The sequence below is a fragment of the Streptomyces sp. NPDC094032 genome (assembly GCF_040303965.1).
GTDB lineage: Bacteria > Actinomycetota > Actinomycetes > Streptomycetales > Streptomycetaceae > Streptomyces.
Window position 1 is genome coordinate 92,780 of the sequence record NZ_JBEOUE010000027.1, and the last position, 15,125, is coordinate 107,904.

The window sequence follows — 15,125 nt, forward strand, 5'->3', positions numbered from 1 at the left end:
GGACTCCTAGCGGGAGAGGGAGGGGCCGGACTGGAGGCGCACGCCGACCGAGCAGGGGAAGACCTGGGTGCCGGCCGGGGTCCGCGCGGACAGCAGCGCGCGGGCGTCGGCGCCGGTGAGGACGATCTCGATGGAGTCGCCGCACTCGGCTCGGCCGGGTCCGTGGCGGACCTCGATGTGGAGGGAGAGGTTGCCCTCGGCGTCCACGGTGGGGGTGACGGTGCCGTCCACCACCCCGGAGATCGCCGCCGTGGTGGCCGTCATCGGGCACCTCCCGCGGGTGTCGGGCCCGCGGCGCGGAAGCCCCGCCGGTACCACAGGAGCGGCTTGGCCTCCCCGTGGGTGCGCAGACCGGTGAGCTCGCCGATGAGCAGCTGGTGGTCGCCCATCGGGATCAGGTCGACGGCCGTGCAGCGGAACGCGGCGGTAGCGTCGGCGAGGTACGGCAGTCCGCTCTCCGGCCAGGTGGTGAAGCCGCCCTCGGCGAAGCGGTCCACGCCCCGGCGGGCGAAGCGTCCGGCGACCTCGGTGTGCTGCTCGCCCAGCACGTTGATCACGAACTCGGGCGAGGAGCCCATCGCCTCCCGGCAGCTGGAGTCGTTGCCCAGGCCGACCAGGACGAGCGGCGGGTCCATCGACACCGAGGTCACCGCGCTGGCGGTGAAGCCCCAGCGGCGGCCGGTCGCGTCGCGGGTGGTGACCACGGTCAGCGGGGCCGCGAGGTGCGCCATCGCCTCGCGGAACGTGTCACTGTCCACCGGACAGGGCGGGCTCAGTTCCAGCGCCGACACGGGACACCTCCTTCGCACGGAAGCTGCGGATGGTCAGCGGCAGGAAGACCGCTCCGTACAGGCCGAGCAGGACGGCCAGGGCGGCGACGAGCCGCTGCGGTCCTACGGACGCCCCGAAGGCGCTGATGAGCAGGCCGCCCATCGGGTAGGAGAGCAGGCCGACCAGGAAGAACGGGCCCATCACCTTGCCCAGGTGCTCCCGGGGGATGGCCTTCACCCGCTGGGTGCGGTTGAAGATGTTGAAGTACGCGACCCCGGACATCGCGACCACGAAGGCCGCCGCGTACAGCCAGAAGGACGAGGCCGTGCCGAGCAGCAGCAGGCAGCCGGTCAGGACGGTGTAGCCGAGGCAGCCGAGGAAGTTCACGTCGAACTTCCGAAGGAGCAGCGGGGTCAGCAGCAGGTTGAGCAGGCCGACGACCCCGACGAACATGTTGAGCAGGGCGAACTGCGACTCGGGGGCCTTCAGGACGCCGGTGACCACGGCCGCGTTGGCGGCGAGGACGGTCGAGAAGACCAGGTTGATCGCGAAGTTCAGGCCGGCCAGCAGGATGACCGGCCGGTTGCCCACCAGGAGCCGCCAGCCGAGGGCCAGTTCGGCGACGATCGCCCCGGCGCCGCGGACCTCGGCCGGTGCTCCGCCCGGTGCCGCGGCGGCCGTGCGCGGCAGCACCAGCCAGCAGCTCGCGGCGGTCGCGAACAGCGCGCCGGCGAGGGCGAGCAGCCAGATCTTGCCGAGGAACAGCACCGCCACCATCGCGATGCCGGGCCCGAGCGCCATGGCCAGCAGCTCCATGTTCTGCACCAGGGACTGGGTCCTGGCCAGGTCGGAGCCCTGCGCGAGCTGCGGGACGACCTTCTCGATGGACATCCGGATCGGCGCGACCAGCGTGGAGAGCAGGGCGCCGGTGGCCATCAGGACCGGCACCGTCCACTCCGGCCGCAGCGCGACCAGCAGCACCGCGCAGGCGACGACGACCGCGCGGGCGGTGTTGGCCCGCGAGAAGAGCCGGGGGCCGCCGTCCCGGTCCGCGACGAGCCCCGCGAAGGGGTACGCGAGGAGGCACGGCAGCCACTCGACGGCGTAGGCGACGCCGAGCGAGGAGACCTGGCGGGTGTGCTGGAAGATGAGCAGCGGGACGCTGAACATCACCACCTGCTCGGCCATCAGACCGATCAGGACACCGGAGCCGAACAGGCCCCGGCGCGCCTTCTCGCCGGTCATCGGGCGCCCGCAAGGGAGCCTTCGCGCTCCTTCTCGTACGCGCGGACGACGGGCAGCACCTTACGGAAGAAGATCCGCATCTCGTCGCGGGCCGGCCAGCCGGAGAGGATGAACTGGCCGACGCCCGCCGCCTTGTACTCCAGCAGGTAGGCGGCGACCTCCTCGTAGCTGCCGACCAGGCAGAGCGCCGGGCCGCCCCGGTAGGCGACGGCGCCGGAGTAGAGGACCGGCGAGAGCCAGCCGTGCCCGGCCCGCTCGGCGAGCCGCATCGAGTTCTTGACCGCCTCGGAGTCGCCGGCCTCGACGAAGGCCTTCACATAGGCGCGGTGGTTCTCGTCGGTCTCGCTCATGATCTCGGCGAGCTCGGTGAGCGCCTCCTCGCGGGTCTCGCGGGCCAGCACCTGCATGCGCAGGCCCACGTCGGTGCCCGCGGCGACCAGCGGGGCGGCCGCCTTGGCGATCTCCTCGGGGGTGTCCCCGTAGCGGAACCAGCAGTCGCCGTAGCGGATCGCGGTCTGCTGGGCGACGGCCGAGTTGCCGCTGATGTAGATCTCGGGGCGGCCGCCGCCCTTGTGGCCGAGACCGAGCTGCGCGTCGACGACCTTGTAGTGCTCGCCGGTGAAGGACACCGGGCCCCCGTCGCCCCACAGCCGGTGCAGGATGTCGAGGAACTCGCCCTCCCGGGCGTAGCGCTCGTCGTGGGCCAGGAAGTCGCCGTAGTAACCCTGCTCGACCGGGGAGGTGCCGGCGACGATGTTGAGCGCGACCCGGCCGTCGGAGATCCACGACACGGTGTTGACGATCTGGGCGAAGAGCGTCGGCGCGAGCAGCCCCGGGCGGTACGCCAGGATGTACTTGACCCGCTCGGTCTCCCGGGCCAGCGCGCCGATGATCGGCAGCGGGTCCGGCAGGGTGTAGCTCTGCGCCATCAGCAGCGACTCGACCCCGAGCGCGTCCGCGTCCTGGGCGAACTCGACCGCGCCGTCCAGGTCGAGCAGGTCGGACCGGTACTTCTGCGTCGACTTCTTCTGCCCACTGTCCAGCGAAGAGCCCCAGTGGAACCTGAGTTCGGACATCTTCCTTCTTCTCTCTCGGTCTCGGGTGTGGTCGCGCGTTCCGGCGGGGCTCTACGCGACCGGATCGGGCACGCGCGGGCTCGCGGAGGTCCGCAGGACCAGCGACGCGAACAGACGCGTCAGCCAACTCCTCGTCTCCTCCGGCGAGTTCGTGCCGACGATCCCGGCGAGCGCGGTCTCGTGCGCGCCGTACGTGATGTGGTCGGGCAGCGGGGCTCCGGCCGGCAGCTCGTACCAGGTGACGGTCCGCGGGTCGGCCCGGAAGGACCCGGCCCCGTCGAAGCCCTCGAAGAAACCGGCCCCGAGGTGGTGCCCGGGGTGCACGAACCAGCCGTACCAGGAGCGCTCGGCGGGCGGCTCGGGCAGCGTGCCCGCGACGGACTCGCCGGTGAGCACGCGCAGTTCGAAGGAGGGCAGGTGGATGCCGGTGGCCAGCTCGAAGGTGTCGACGACGTCGGCGCCGCCGACCCGGTTGCCGACCTCCAGGAAGACCGGGTCGGTCCCGTCGAGGATCGCCTCCAGGTGGAAGCTGCCGTCCTCGATGCGTACGGCGGCGAGCGCGGCGGACACCCAGGCGCGCAGTTCGTCCGTGAGCGCGAACTGGAAGGAGCCCATCGGGCTGCCCTGCGCGTACCGCAGGCAGGTCCCCACGTACTCACTGGCGCCCACGGCGAGCACGGTGCCGCGCTCGACCAGGCCGTCGAAGTGCAGGATCGGTCCCTCGACGAACTCCTCGACCTCGAACTCCGCAAGCCCGCGCCCGTCCTCGTCGATCGACGGGACGCCGCTGCGCCGCCCGGCGAGGGCCGCGTGGGCCTCGGCCGCGCTGTCGAAGACGACCACGTCCACGCTGGACGCGCCCCGGTGCGGCTTGAGCACCGTCTTCCCGGCCCAGGGGGACGCCCCGCCGGCCGCGAGGAACTCCTCGACCGGCAGGAAGCGCGGCACCCGCAGCCCGGCCGCGTCGACCGCCCGCTTCATCAGGACCTTGTCGCGGGCGAGTTCGACCTGCTCGACCGTGGCGCCCTCGACCCCGAGGTCGGCGCGCAGCCGGGCGGCGTCGAGCAGCTCGTACTCCGACATCGAGATCACCCGGTCGAAGCCGCGCGGCTCCGCGTCGAGCCACGCCCGCGCCTCGTCGTACGGCGCGCCCGTCCCGGCCCGCTCGACCCGCTCGCAGCGCAGACCGTCCGGGAGGGTGTCGAGCGCGGCCCGCTTCCCGAAGTAGGTGACCTCGTGCAGGTCGTGGTCGATCCCCCGGTGGTAGGCGATCTTCGGGTACGGCACGCGGTGCAGGACCAGGATCCTCATCGGGCTGCCTCCATCATGGTGAACGGGTCGAGGGGTGCCGGGGCCGGCGGCTCCGGAGCACGGGATGCCGCGCTCGGCGACTCCTGGACGCGGGATCCCGCGCCCGACGGCTCCAGGGCGCCGGGTCCCCGGCCGCTGCTCGCGTCGAGCGCGTCGGACCAGGCCTCCCGCAGGGTCCGCACGATCTCCCCCATGTCGGCCCCGGCGGCGGTCAGGACCACGCAGCCCTGGGCCGCGAAGTCCGCGTTGTCGCGGGCGACGGCGTGCAGCTCGCGCCGGTCCTGGGACAGCCAGCCGAACTCCTTCACGGCGAGCTCGTGCGGGAGCAGCCCGTGGGCGGCGGCGGTCGCCGCGACCGCCGCCTCGAAGGGGGCCGCGCCGGGGACGACGTCCGCCGGGGCGAAGGACCGGTCGGTCCGCACGCCCAGCATCACGGTGGCGGCCGAGCACAGCGGCTCGGGCAGCGCGGAGCCGGCGGTGAGCCCGAAGGCCGCGTCGACCCAGCGGTGGTAGAAGTCGATGCCGTAGACCCAGCGCGCGAGCGACCAGATCTTCATGCCGGCCGGGCGCCGGTTCGGCTCGACGACCGCCGTGCCGCCGGCGTCGTCGCTGAGCCGGATCTCGTTGTGGAACGGCCCGTCGACCTGCCCGACCAGCCAGTTGACCTGCCGCCCGGCCCGCTCCACGGCGGACCGCTCGGCGTGGTTCAGCCGCGCGGGCAGGATCTGCGCGACCTCCACCGGGTAGCGCCCGGTGGCGCTGACCTTCTCGGTGACGAAGGAGACCTGGCCGAGCCCGTCGAAGGAGTACTCCCGCCGGTACGGCAGCAGTTCCTCGCAGATGACCCCGCCCTCCAGGTACGGGCCCACCTCCGCGAACGCCGCGTCCAGGGAGTCCCCGGGCCGGACCACGACCACGCCCCGGTTGTTGCCCTCCTTCGTCGGCTTCACCACGAAGCCCTCGGGGTGGCTGCGGGCGAAGGCCGCGAGCCCGTCCCGGGAGTCGACCGTGACGAAGTCGGGCACGAGCAGCCGCTGGGCGGCGAGCAGCTTGCGGTGCGCCGCCTCGCTCAGCCGGTACTCGTGCTTGCAGAACGCCCCGCCCGCCAGCTCCGCCGAGTCGATCCGCAGCCCGAGGCGCTCCAGGAGCACGGCCCCGCTCTGCACGGCGTTGTCGGAGAAGACCACCCCGGCCCGGAACTCCGCGCGCCGCGGCCCGAGGAGCCGCAGCGCGGTCTCGACGAAGTCGGGGCTCAGCGGGTCGAGGTCGATCACCTCGTCGCAGATCTCGGCGTCGACGGCGCCCGGGTCGGCCCGTATCAGGGTGACGTCGGTGCCGTGCCGCTCGCGGGCGTACGCGCTCATGTGACGCACGTCGTCCACGCGGGAGAGGTTGTAGTCGATGATCAGGAACCGGCCGGTCGATCGGCTCACCGCGGACCCCCTCTTTCCTGGCTCTCGTACTGGATGTCGATGGCGTGCGCGGACGCGCGCGCCAGTTCCGGGAGGATCCGCTCGGCCTCGCCGCGCGGGTAGCTCCACAGCAGCTGCCCGAGGAAGACCTCGCGGGCGGTGGCCTCGACCGTGTCGCCCGCCTTGAGCAGCAGGTGGGTGACCACGGGCGCGAGCGGCAGCTCCTCGCTCACCCGGACCGAGGCGATACGCCCCTTCTCCGCGAAGAAGACCCGGAAGAAGGTGGCGTTCTGCGTCGGCGTCGCGCCGTCGGCGGTGTAGGAGAGCGCGGCGAGCCGCTCGGTGAACCCCTCGGGCCCGAGGAGCGAGTCGATCCACAGGTCGAGCAGGCTCGCGCCGCCGGTGAGCTCCCTGGTGCTGTGGGAGATCAGGCTGCCGCCGACCCGCGGGTTGACCTCGATGAGGTCCCAGCGGGAGTCCTCGTACCGGGCCTCGATGTGGAAGCAGCCCCAGTTCAGGTCGAGTTCGGCGAGCAGCCCGCGCACCCAGCCGATCCCGGCGGCGCGTTCCGCCTCGCCGACCCCGACCGGCGGGCTGGTGCAGGCGTTCTCCAGGACGGTGCCGGCCGTCTCGGTCACCTCGCACTTCTCGTGCAGGGCGACCACATGGGCCGTGCCGTCGGTCACGACCACCTCGAAGCTGAACTCCCGCCCGGGCAGGTAGTCCTCGACGAGGAAGGTCAGACCGTCGTCGCCGAAGGCCGAGGCGTACACGGTGTCGTCGCGCGACTCGGCCGTGATCCGCTCGATGTCCACCCAGGTGGTACGGGGGGTCAGCGGGAAGGCCCCGTACGAGGCGATGCCGCTGACCGGCTTGACGAAGTAGCGCCCCTCGGCGCGCTGGCGGTCGGCGAGCGAGGCGGGGGTGAGCTCGGCGGCCCGGACGCGGGTCAGGCCCGCGTCGAACAGCCGGTTGCGCAGGGCGAGTTTGTCGCGCAGTCCGAGGATCTGCTTCTCGCCGAGGTCGCTCACCCCGAGCGTCTCGTTGGCGAAGGCCATCAGATGGCGGTAGCCCTCCCAGACCGTGACGCAGGCGAGGACGGACTCGCCGCGCTCGCGCAGCTCCGCGAGGCAGGACTCCACGTCCCGGTGGGTCAGGACGTGTTCCGGGGCGGCGGTCAGGTGGTCGGCGAGGTGCCGCAGGTCGTCGAGCCTGCCGGGGTGGGCCGGCTCGGGCCGCGAACTGAGGACGAAGGTCTTCAGGCCCCTTGCGCGCAGGGCCTCGGCGAGGTCCTCCACGAAGGAGAACCCGACGTGGCTGAGAAGGAGGATCCCCCCGCCCGTGTGCTGCTTGTGCACGATGCTCCTTGCTCCTCTACGGAGGGGCCGGGCGCGGACGCCGCCGGTGGGGCGACGGCGTCACGCGCCTGCCGGACCGGGCGGGATCAGACGGCCGTCTTCTCGTCCGCGCCGATGGTGTCGTCGGCGAGCTCCTTGAAGTACAGGGCCAGCACCGTCTGGTGCTCCTCCAGGTACTTCCGGAAGGCCGCGATGTCCTGCTCGTCACGGATCAGGTGGCGCACGGCCGCCCAGACCTCGCCGGGGTGGTCGTCGTTGATGTCCGTGTGCGAGTGGCTGATCTGGCCGCCGATGTTCTTCTCGCCGATCGACTCCTTCAGCGCGACCAGCTTGCGCGGCTCCAGCTTCACGTTCACGTACTCGACCAGGTAGGAGTACGCGACGACGCCGAGCGGACCCTCGTGATCGAGGAGGTACGAGAAGTAGCCGGCGAGCAGCTTGGTGGAGAGGTACGGCTCGGTGGCGAGGAACTCCTCGCGCGAGACGCCCACCTTGGCGAGGTCCTGGATGAAGAGCTCGTCGTGGAGCATCTCCTCCATCTCGTAGTTCGCCCAGACCTGAGCCGCCTCGGGGCTCTGCTTGGCGATCTCGGTGAGCGCCTTCGACTCGGCGACGCGCAGCAGCCGGATGCGCCAGGCGGTCTCTATGAGGTTGCGCTTGTAGTACGCGGAGTCGACGTTCTTGCTCTCCAGGTGCGCGGCCTCGGGCACGTTGGCGTACCACTCCACGACCTGGGCGTCGATCTGCCGGTCCATCTCGGCCCGCAGCTCCACCGCGGCGGCGGCGCTGAGGAAGGGCTTACGGTTTCCGTAACCCACGTGGGACACGCGGTTCTTCATGACTCTCCTCGTCGAATACGTACGGTGGGCAGGTCAGTTGTCCACGACACGGACGGTCGCGGAGTCCAGGAGGCGGCACTGGCAGGCGAGACGGTGATTACCGTCCGCCCACCCCAGGTCCTCCAGGAAGTCGGTCTCCTCGGGATCGCTCTCCCCGAGCCCTTCGGCCCCGTCGATGACCTCGACGACACAGGCCCCGCAGGCACCGGAGCGGCAGCCGAACGGAATCAACGGCTCGGACGTCTCGTACTCGATGTCCGTCAACGGCGATCCCTGCGGCAGGGCTATCTCCACGCCGTCCGGCATGAGCGTGAGTGTGTTGAGCTTCATCGCTTCCAAGTCCCCTTTGGACGGGTCGAAGTGGTGGGATCCACCACGGGGCGGGTCAGACGGGAACGGCGACGGGCGGGGTGTCGACGGCGGGGGCGACCGGGGCGGCATCGACGAGCGGCACGGTCCCGACGCCCTGGGTCGGCTCGGCGACCGCCGTCGCCGCCGCCCCCGGCACGCTCCCGGGCGTCGTGTCGGACGAGTGCTCCGGCGCGAGTCGCTGCCCCGGCCGCAGGGCCACCGCGGCGTGGTTGACCGCGGTACCCGCCTCGCCGAAGCCGACGGAGATCAGCGGGACCCGGCCCGGGTAGGTGCACCCGTCCCCGACGGCGTACACCTGCGGCAGGTTGGTCCGCATGGACTGGTCGACGCGGACGCGCCGGTGTTCGAGCTCCAGGCCCCAGTCGGCGACGGGGCCGAGCCCGGACGAGAAGCCGAGCGCCGCGACCAGCGCCTCGGCCGGCAGCTCCAGGGTCCCCTCGCCCGCGCGGACCTCGACCCCTTCGAGCCGGTCCGCGCCGTGGCAGGCGACGACCTGGGCGTCGGTGATCACGCGCACCGGGGACGCGTGCAACTGCCGGACGCTGTAGTCGTGGGCGCGGAAGGTGTCCCGGCGGTGCACCAGCGTCACGCTCCGGGCGATCGGCGCCAGGGCCAGCGCCCAGTCCACCGCGCTGTCACCGCCGCCGACGACCACCACGTCACGCCCGGCGTGGTCGGCGAGCCGCGGCACGTGGTAGGCGACGCCGCGCCCCTCGTACGGGATGGAGCACGGCAGCTTGCGCGGTACGAAGCGCCCGAGCCCGGCGGCGATCACGACGGCGCCCGCGTGCACCCGGGTCCCGTCGTCGGCGCCGAGCGTCCAGCCGGGCCCGCGCGGGGTCAGGCTGACGGCCGTACGCCCGAGAAGGTGGGTGGTGCCGAAGGGCGCCGCCTGCTCCAGCAGGTTGTCGATCAGGTCCCGGCCCTTGATGCCGGGGTGCCCGGCCACGTCGTAGAGCAGCTTCTCGGGGTACATCGCCGAGACCTGACCGCCCGGCTCGTCCAGCGCGTCGATCACGGCGACCGAAAGACCGCGGAACCCGGCGTAATAGGCCCCGTAGAGCCCGGCGGGCCCGGCCCCGACGATCGCGACGTCCACCGTGGTCTCGGCGGATCCGGTACGGGCCGTCATGCCGCACTCCCCTCGGTCCGGCGCTCGGCGGCCCGCCGCTCCGCGGCACGCTGCTCGGCCGCGCGCGCCTCGCGCAGACCGAGGACCTGGTAGAGGAAGCCGTTGACCGGCGTGGCGACCCCGTGGCTGCCGCCGAGCCGGACCACCGCACCGGTCCACGCCTCCAGTTCGGAGGGAAGACCCGCGGCGATGTCGCGCTGGAGCGACGAGGTCGCCTCGGCCGGCTGCCGGTCGACGAAGTCGAGGGTGGTGGTGACGATGTCGTCCGGCAGAACGGTGCCCGCCGCCCGCGCGACCCGGTGGATCTCGGTCATGGCGTCCGCGAGCAGCCGCCGGGTGCCCGGCCGGGAGCGGAGCGCGCCGATCGGCGCGTCGGTCACCGAGCCGAGCCCCCCGAACGGGGCGACGAAGAGGAACTTGGCCCAGAGCTCGGCCCAGACGTCCTTCGGCACCACGGCCAGCACCCCGGCCTCGTCGAGCGCCCGGCGCAGCGTCTCCACCCGGTCCGAGGGACGGTCGTCCCACTCGCCGAAGGTCAGCGAGCCGAGACCGCCGACGTGGCGGATCCGCCCGGGCCCCGCCAGATACGTGATGATCTTCGCGCTGCCCGGCAGCACCGCGCCCCGGCCGACCGCCTCGGCGACCTCGGCCGGCGCCTCGACCCCGTTCTGCGTGGTGAGGACCCCCGTACCGTCCTCGACCAGCGGCTTCAACAGGGGCAGGACGGACGGCAGTTGCCAGGTCTTCACGCCGAGGAGGACATAGTCCACCGGCCCGATCCCGGCGGTGTCGTCGGTGGCGCGCAGCGCCGCGGCCGGAACGGTGAAGCCACCGGACGAGCCGGCGCCTTCGGGCCCCTCGACGGTGAGTCCGTCGCGCCGGAGGGCCTCCAGGTGGCGTCCCCGCGCCACGAACCGGACGTCATGTCCGGCCGCGGCGAGACGGCCACCGAAGTAGCCGCCGATGCCGCCGGCCCCAACCACCGCTACTTTCACGGACTTCCCCGTTTCTCTGCGATGCGCCAAGCGAACGCCCGATGGGCACGCGCCCCGGAGGCCGGATCACCCCCGACGCCTTGAACCATACAGAACGTTCGCTTTGTTTTTCTAGTGGTTTCCCGCGCCGCCCACAGACCGCGAGCCCCCAGGAAACCCCCCGGGGGCACCCACCAGAACGCGTCAGGAGTCGTCGAACAGGACCCCGGCGAGAGCCAGCCGCCAGATCCGCTCCAGCCGCTCGGCGACCGTGCGCGTGACACTGACGGGCCCACCCGAACCCGCCCTGACCTGCGATTCCGCACCGGCGAGCAGATACACGACCATGTCCGCCACGGTCTGCCGGACCTCTTCGACACGGGGCGAGCGGCCCCCCTCGTACGCCCGGCCGAGCTGGTCCCGCACGGCCGGCAGCCAGACCTCCACCCACCGGCCCACACCCCCGGGCCGCTCCCGCGCGAGCCGGACCGAGGACCGCACGACGAGGTCCTCCTCCAGCAGCCCGACGAGCCCCACGGTCAGCCCGATGACCGCCTCAAGCCCGGGCGCCCGGCCCTCGCACAAGCGGTCCACCAGGGCTTTCGTGATGGCCAGCCCCTCTTCCTCGACGGCGTCGGCCAAGGCCGCCTTCGCGGGAAAATGAAAGGTCAGGGCCCCCATCGAGCAGGCCGCCAACTCGCTGATGTGCGACAGTCTGGCGCCTTCGTAGCCGGCCTCGTCGAACTCCGCGGCCGCTGCCCGGACAAGCGCGCCGCGCGTCCGCACGGCCCTCCCCTGGATCGCCATCCACGTGCTTCCCTTCCATAGCCTCCGATGCCCCCGCTTCTTCTGACCCCCAAAAAATAGCAAGCGTTCTGTATTTTTGTGTGCCACGGATGGCATTGACGGAAAACGAAGGGGCCCGGGAAGCACGCAGGGGCGGCCGGGAAACCCCGGCCGCCCCTGCCGCGCGCACTCCCCCTACAAGGCGGTGGACCCGCCATCGACGGCCATCGCGGTCCCGGTGACGAAGGAGGACCGGTCGCTGCACAGCCAGGCAGCCGCCTGGGCGACCTCGACGGGCGAGGACATACGGTGCTGCATCGAGTCCGCCAGGAAGGTCTCCTCCAGCGAGGGGTACGCGTCGAGGACGCCGTCCATCATCTCGGTCCTGGTCGCGCCCACGACGAGCGCGTTGACCCGGATCCCCTGCCGGGCGTAGTCCAGGGCCGCCGCCTTGGTCACCCCGATCACCGCGTGCTTCGCGGCGACGTACGCGGCGGACGCCCCGGTCGCCTTCAGCCCGGCGACGCTGGACGTGTTGACGATCGAACCGCCCACCCCCGAGCCGAGCATGACGGGCACCTGATGCCGCATGCAGTTCCACACCCCCCGCAGGTTCACGTCGACGGTCCGCTCATAGGTCTCGTCGTCGATCTCGTGCAGCGGCACCCCCGCCGTGGCGTAACCCGCGTTGTTGAAGGCCGCGTGCAGCCCGCCGAAGGTCTCCACGGCCGTCGCGACGGCCCGCTCGATCTCCACGGAGTCCGTCACGTCGGCGACCGCGGCGACGGCCCGCCCGCCGGCCGCGCGGATCTCCCCGACGAGCGCGTCCAGCCGCTCCTTCCGCCGGGCCACCAGGACCACGGCCGCCCCCTCGGCGGCGAACAGCCGGGCGGCCGCCGCCCCGATGCCGCTCGACGCCCCCGTGACCATGGCCACCTTGCCGTCCAGCAAGCCCATCCCGCTCATGCGCTCCCCCTGCCCCTCGCCCGTACCGTCGGAATCACTGCCCCGACACGGAGGCCGCCGCCTCCGCGTCGAGCGTCCTCAGCAGCCGCTCGTCGACCGCGTGCAGCGAGTCCACGATGTGCCGCACCCCGGCCTCGCCCATCAACTGCCGCTGGAAGCTGTGCTCGAAGGAGCTCGGGTGCCCGATGAACGGCATCCCGAGCCGCCCGGCCTCCTCCCCCACCCGGGCCACGTCGTCGATGACGAGCACCTGGTCGAAGGAGAGCCCGAAGTGATCCGTGGCGATCTCGCGCAGCCCGGGCCGGAACCCGTCGGTGCAGACGTAGCCGGGCTCGTCGAAGAGCCCCGCATGCGCACCGAGGAACGTATCGAAGTGATCCTTCGCGAGCCCGCCGTAACAAACGGTCGCGAGCCCGGCCGCCCGCAGCCGCCCGAGCAGCTCGACGGCCCCGTCACTCATCCGCACGGGATGCTCGGCGACGAACCGCGCCCGCTCCTCGAAGTACTCCTCCAGCGCCTGCTCCCCGGTCATCGACCCGCCGATCGCCTCGGCCATCAGCCGGCCGGCGACGGCACGCCGCTGGGAGAAGATGCTGCGCTCGACGTCGGCGGTGTAGGCGACACCCCGGCTGACGAGGAAGTGGTGGATGACCGGGCTGAAGGTGTCCTCCAGCATGACCCCGTCGATGTTGACGGCACAGAGACGCAGATGCCCGAGCGACTGACCCATGAAATTTCCCCCTGTTGAACTCAACTGACGTACAAGGCAGGCACGATCCTGTCACCGACCCCGGCAGGAGCGAGGCCCAGGAATCTTCCCGGTCCGCCGGGACGGCCGGAGCGGAGTGGCGGTGACGACGGCACTGAAGGCGGACACCCCGTTCTGCTCGGCACTGACCCGCACCCGCCCCCCAGCAGCCACACCCTCCCCCTCCCCGACATCGGCCTGGATCCAGCACTGGGCGTCGAACTCGACGTACTGGGTGAAGACGACGTCCATGGCGGTGGCGATCACGGCCCGGTCGCCGGCGGCGGCGTGGGTGGCCTGCCGAGCGGCTTCGAGGAGCAGCATCCCGGGGGCGTGATCGACCGGGTGGTCGAAGAGGAACGGGTGAGAGTGGTCCACGCGCAGCTCGGTGCGGAGCGGGGCGTTGGTGGGCGAGAGCACCACGTCGGCGAAGCGGGAGCGGGCGACCTGGCCGGGAGCCATCGGCGGGGCGAGCGGCACGGACCGCCGGACGGCCTCGTCGATGTCGGCGTACGGCCCGCGCAGCCGCGGGTACACGGCCGGCGACATGTTGGAGAACGCGGTCTCGACCCACCCCAGCGGGACCCCGTCGACGGCCATCTCGACGTACATGCGCACGGAGACGAGCCGGCCGCCCCGCCGGACGACGTCGGAGCAGCGGATGTCCATCTCGACCCGGGCCGGACCACCGGTGGCGACGAGGGCGGCGGGGTCGATCTCGTACCGGAAGGTGCTCCAGGTCTGGCGGTGTCCGAAGGGCACTCCGTACGCGACGTGGCTGAGCAACGGCACGGTCTGGCGCACGGATTCGGCAATGAGCAGCGGGTCGTGGTGGCCGTTGACCGGCCCGTAGAAGGAGTGGTCGACCGGCCACTCGGCGGTGACCCGGAACCGGTCGGGCGCGACCGGGAACCAGCCGGTCAGCAGGACCTCCGACTGGACGGTCTTGTGGACGAACTCCCGAGGTATGGAGGTGGCGAGCAGGTCGTGCAGGTGGCTTGGGCTCTCGCTGGCGACGGTGACGGACATGCGGTTTCCCCCTGAGAAGCATGGAATAGAGCTGGTGCGAGTGACAGACGCTGTTCCAGTGACGAAAATAAAGAATGCTCGTTTTGTTTTGAGCAAAGAGATAGTAAAGGAAGGCTCATTGCTTACCCAAGCGTTTTCAGCCAGACCCTAGATTTCCGGACATGCTCACCAATACCCCCCTACGAACACCCCGCCCCCACGCAGAGGTTGGCAGCACCATCAATCCCTGCGTAACATAAGAAATGTTCTGTTTGTTCTAGGAGGTACCGTGGCGCAGCAGCCGAAGCAGGAGAGGGCCATCCAGACCCGCAAGGAGATCCTGCGGGCGGCGGCTGTCGTCTTCGACAAGTCGGGTTTCGCCGGCGCGAGCATCAACCGCATCCTGGCGGAGGCCGACCTGACGGCGGGCGCGCTCTACTTCCACTTCAAGTCCAAGGAAGACCTGGCCCGCGCCGTGATGAACGCGCAGCCGGACTCGATCGTCCCCTGGCTCACCTCAGAGGGCCTCCAGCGCCTGGTCGACATCACGCTGGTCTGGGCCCACCAGCTCCAGACGGACGTCCTCCTGAGGGCCGGCGTCCGCCTCACGAGCGAGCAGGGCTCCTTCGGCTTCCGTGACATCGCCCCGTACCAGGACTGGAGCCGCATCATGGCGGACTGCCTCCGGGTCGCGGTCGAGAAGGGCGAACTCCTGTCGGGGATCGAGCCCACGGAATTGGCCGAATTCGTCGTCGAGTCCTGCACGGGCATGCAGACCTATTCGGCCGTCGCGAGCGAGGACCGCGCCGACCTGGTCGACCGCGTCACCCGCATGTGGCGCCTCCTGATGCCCGGCATCGCGGTCCCCACGGTCATCGCCCGCACCGAGGTAAACCCCGCCCGAGCCCAAACAGCCCTCCACGAAGCCACCACAGCCGCCGCCCAGCCCCCCGCCGGCTCCTGACCCCTACCGGGGGCCGGGGGCCCCCGGCCCCCGGCCGCCCCGTAAACGCAGAAAAGCCCCGCACCATGAGGTGCGGGGCTTTCCCACAATGATTGTTCGGCGGCGTCCTACTCTCCCACAGGGTCCCCCCTGCAGTACCATCGGCGCTGAAAGGCTTAGCTTC

16 protein-coding genes and 1 rRNA gene are annotated in these 15,125 nt (G+C 71.5%); 1 reads left to right on the forward strand and 16 read right to left on the reverse strand.

Annotated features, from left to right (window positions below; translation table 11 throughout):
• Window positions 1–6 precede the first annotated feature (6 nt).
• From ABTZ54_RS29715 to ABTZ54_RS29785, 15 genes are all read right to left on the reverse strand, one after another.
• A complete protein-coding gene (locus ABTZ54_RS29715; RefSeq protein ID WP_351668999.1) occupies window positions 7–264 on the reverse strand; it encodes a hypothetical protein in 258 nt (85 codons plus the stop codon).
• Entirely contained in the window at window positions 261–791 is a 531-nt protein-coding gene (locus ABTZ54_RS29720) for a flavin reductase family protein (protein WP_351669001.1), read from the reverse strand. The genes ABTZ54_RS29715 and ABTZ54_RS29720 overlap by 4 nt, the downstream gene beginning before the upstream one ends.
• Entirely contained in the window at window positions 748–2,016 is a 1,269-nt protein-coding gene (locus tag ABTZ54_RS29725) for an MFS transporter (RefSeq protein ID WP_351669003.1), read from the reverse strand. Before ABTZ54_RS29725 ends, ABTZ54_RS29720 begins: the two co-directional genes overlap by 44 nt.
• The gene (locus tag ABTZ54_RS29730) at window positions 2,013–3,092 is read right to left on the reverse strand and encodes an LLM class flavin-dependent oxidoreductase (protein WP_351669005.1); all 1,080 of its coding nucleotides are present in this window, start codon (window positions 3,090–3,092) and stop codon (window positions 2,013–2,015) included. The genes ABTZ54_RS29725 and ABTZ54_RS29730 overlap by 4 nt, the downstream gene beginning before the upstream one ends.
• A gap of 51 nt (window positions 3,093–3,143) precedes the next feature.
• On the reverse strand, window positions 3,144–4,403 hold the full coding sequence (locus ABTZ54_RS29735) for an ATP-grasp domain-containing protein (protein WP_351669007.1): 1,260 nt from the start codon (window positions 4,401–4,403) through the stop codon (window positions 3,144–3,146).
• Window positions 4,400–5,836, reverse strand: coding sequence for a biotin carboxylase (locus ABTZ54_RS29740; RefSeq protein ID WP_351669009.1), 1,437 nt, complete (start codon window positions 5,834–5,836; stop codon window positions 4,400–4,402). Before ABTZ54_RS29740 ends, ABTZ54_RS29735 begins: the two co-directional genes overlap by 4 nt.
• Window positions 5,833–7,173, reverse strand: a complete 1,341-nt coding sequence (locus ABTZ54_RS29745) for an ATP-grasp domain-containing protein (protein WP_351669011.1) — start codon at window positions 7,171–7,173, stop codon at window positions 5,833–5,835. The genes ABTZ54_RS29740 and ABTZ54_RS29745 overlap by 4 nt, the downstream gene beginning before the upstream one ends.
• Before the next feature lie 86 nt (window positions 7,174–7,259).
• Window positions 7,260–8,012: a hypothetical protein gene (locus tag ABTZ54_RS29750; protein ID WP_351669012.1), complete on the reverse strand. Its 753-nt coding sequence runs from the start codon at window positions 8,010–8,012 to the stop codon at window positions 7,260–7,262.
• A gap of 33 nt (window positions 8,013–8,045) precedes the next feature.
• Complete coding sequence (locus ABTZ54_RS29755) at window positions 8,046–8,342, reverse strand: 2Fe-2S iron-sulfur cluster-binding protein (RefSeq protein WP_351669014.1); 297 nt, start codon at window positions 8,340–8,342, stop codon at window positions 8,046–8,048.
• 55 nt (window positions 8,343–8,397) lie between these two features.
• Complete coding sequence (locus ABTZ54_RS29760; protein WP_351669016.1) at window positions 8,398–9,516, reverse strand: NAD(P)/FAD-dependent oxidoreductase; 1,119 nt, start codon at window positions 9,514–9,516, stop codon at window positions 8,398–8,400.
• Window positions 9,513–10,511 carry a 2-dehydropantoate 2-reductase gene (locus ABTZ54_RS29765; RefSeq protein WP_351669018.1) on the reverse strand — a complete coding sequence of 333 codons (999 nt, stop codon included), beginning with the start codon at window positions 10,509–10,511 and terminating at the stop codon, window positions 9,513–9,515. Before ABTZ54_RS29765 ends, ABTZ54_RS29760 begins: the two co-directional genes overlap by 4 nt.
• Window positions 10,512–10,694: 183 nt before the next feature.
• Entirely contained in the window at window positions 10,695–11,297 is a 603-nt protein-coding gene (locus ABTZ54_RS29770) for a TetR family transcriptional regulator (protein WP_351669020.1), read from the reverse strand.
• A gap of 174 nt (window positions 11,298–11,471) precedes the next feature.
• Window positions 11,472–12,242 carry an SDR family NAD(P)-dependent oxidoreductase gene (locus ABTZ54_RS29775; RefSeq protein WP_351669022.1) on the reverse strand — a complete coding sequence of 257 codons (771 nt, stop codon included), beginning with the start codon at window positions 12,240–12,242 and terminating at the stop codon, window positions 11,472–11,474.
• A gap of 34 nt (window positions 12,243–12,276) precedes the next feature.
• Entirely contained in the window at window positions 12,277–12,972 is a 696-nt protein-coding gene (locus tag ABTZ54_RS29780; protein WP_351669024.1) for an HAD family hydrolase, read from the reverse strand.
• A gap of 51 nt (window positions 12,973–13,023) precedes the next feature.
• Window positions 13,024–14,019, reverse strand: a complete 996-nt coding sequence (locus ABTZ54_RS29785) for a ScbA/BarX family gamma-butyrolactone biosynthesis protein (protein WP_351669026.1) — start codon at window positions 14,017–14,019, stop codon at window positions 13,024–13,026.
• Between the two features lie 268 nt (window positions 14,020–14,287).
• Here ABTZ54_RS29785 and ABTZ54_RS29790 point away from each other — a divergent pair, with 268 nt between their 5' ends.
• Complete coding sequence (locus ABTZ54_RS29790; protein WP_351669028.1) at window positions 14,288–14,962, forward strand: ScbR family autoregulator-binding transcription factor; 675 nt, start codon at window positions 14,288–14,290, stop codon at window positions 14,960–14,962.
• A 94-nt stretch (window positions 14,963–15,056) separates the two neighbouring features.
• Here the strand turns inward: ABTZ54_RS29790 and rrf are convergent.
• Window positions 15,057–15,125, reverse strand: a 5S ribosomal RNA gene (gene rrf, locus ABTZ54_RS35740); the annotation flags it as partial.

Coding starts and splice junctions, on each gene's coding strand:
- ABTZ54_RS29715 (WP_351668999.1), bottom strand. CDS start 264: ATGACGGCCACCACGGCGGCGATCTCCGGGGTGGTGGACGGCACCGTC.
- ABTZ54_RS29725 (WP_351669003.1), bottom strand. CDS start 2,016: ATGACCGGCGAGAAGGCGCGCCGGGGCCTGTTCGGCTCCGGTGTCCTG.
- ABTZ54_RS29730 (WP_351669005.1), bottom strand. CDS start 3,092: ATGTCCGAACTCAGGTTCCACTGGGGCTCTTCGCTGGACAGTGGGCAG.
- ABTZ54_RS29735 (WP_351669007.1), bottom strand. CDS start 4,403: ATGAGGATCCTGGTCCTGCACCGCGTGCCGTACCCGAAGATCGCCTAC.
- ABTZ54_RS29750 (WP_351669012.1), bottom strand. CDS start 8,012: ATGAAGAACCGCGTGTCCCACGTGGGTTACGGAAACCGTAAGCCCTTC.
- ABTZ54_RS29755 (WP_351669014.1), bottom strand. CDS start 8,342: ATGAAGCTCAACACACTCACGCTCATGCCGGACGGCGTGGAGATAGCC.
- ABTZ54_RS29760 (WP_351669016.1), bottom strand. CDS start 9,516: ATGACGGCCCGTACCGGATCCGCCGAGACCACGGTGGACGTCGCGATC.
- ABTZ54_RS29770 (WP_351669020.1), bottom strand. CDS start 11,297: ATGGCGATCCAGGGGAGGGCCGTGCGGACGCGCGGCGCGCTTGTCCGG.
- ABTZ54_RS29775 (WP_351669022.1), bottom strand. CDS start 12,242: ATGAGCGGGATGGGCTTGCTGGACGGCAAGGTGGCCATGGTCACGGGG.
- ABTZ54_RS29780 (WP_351669024.1), bottom strand. CDS start 12,972: ATGGGTCAGTCGCTCGGGCATCTGCGTCTCTGTGCCGTCAACATCGAC.
- ABTZ54_RS29785 (WP_351669026.1), bottom strand. CDS start 14,019: ATGTCCGTCACCGTCGCCAGCGAGAGCCCAAGCCACCTGCACGACCTG.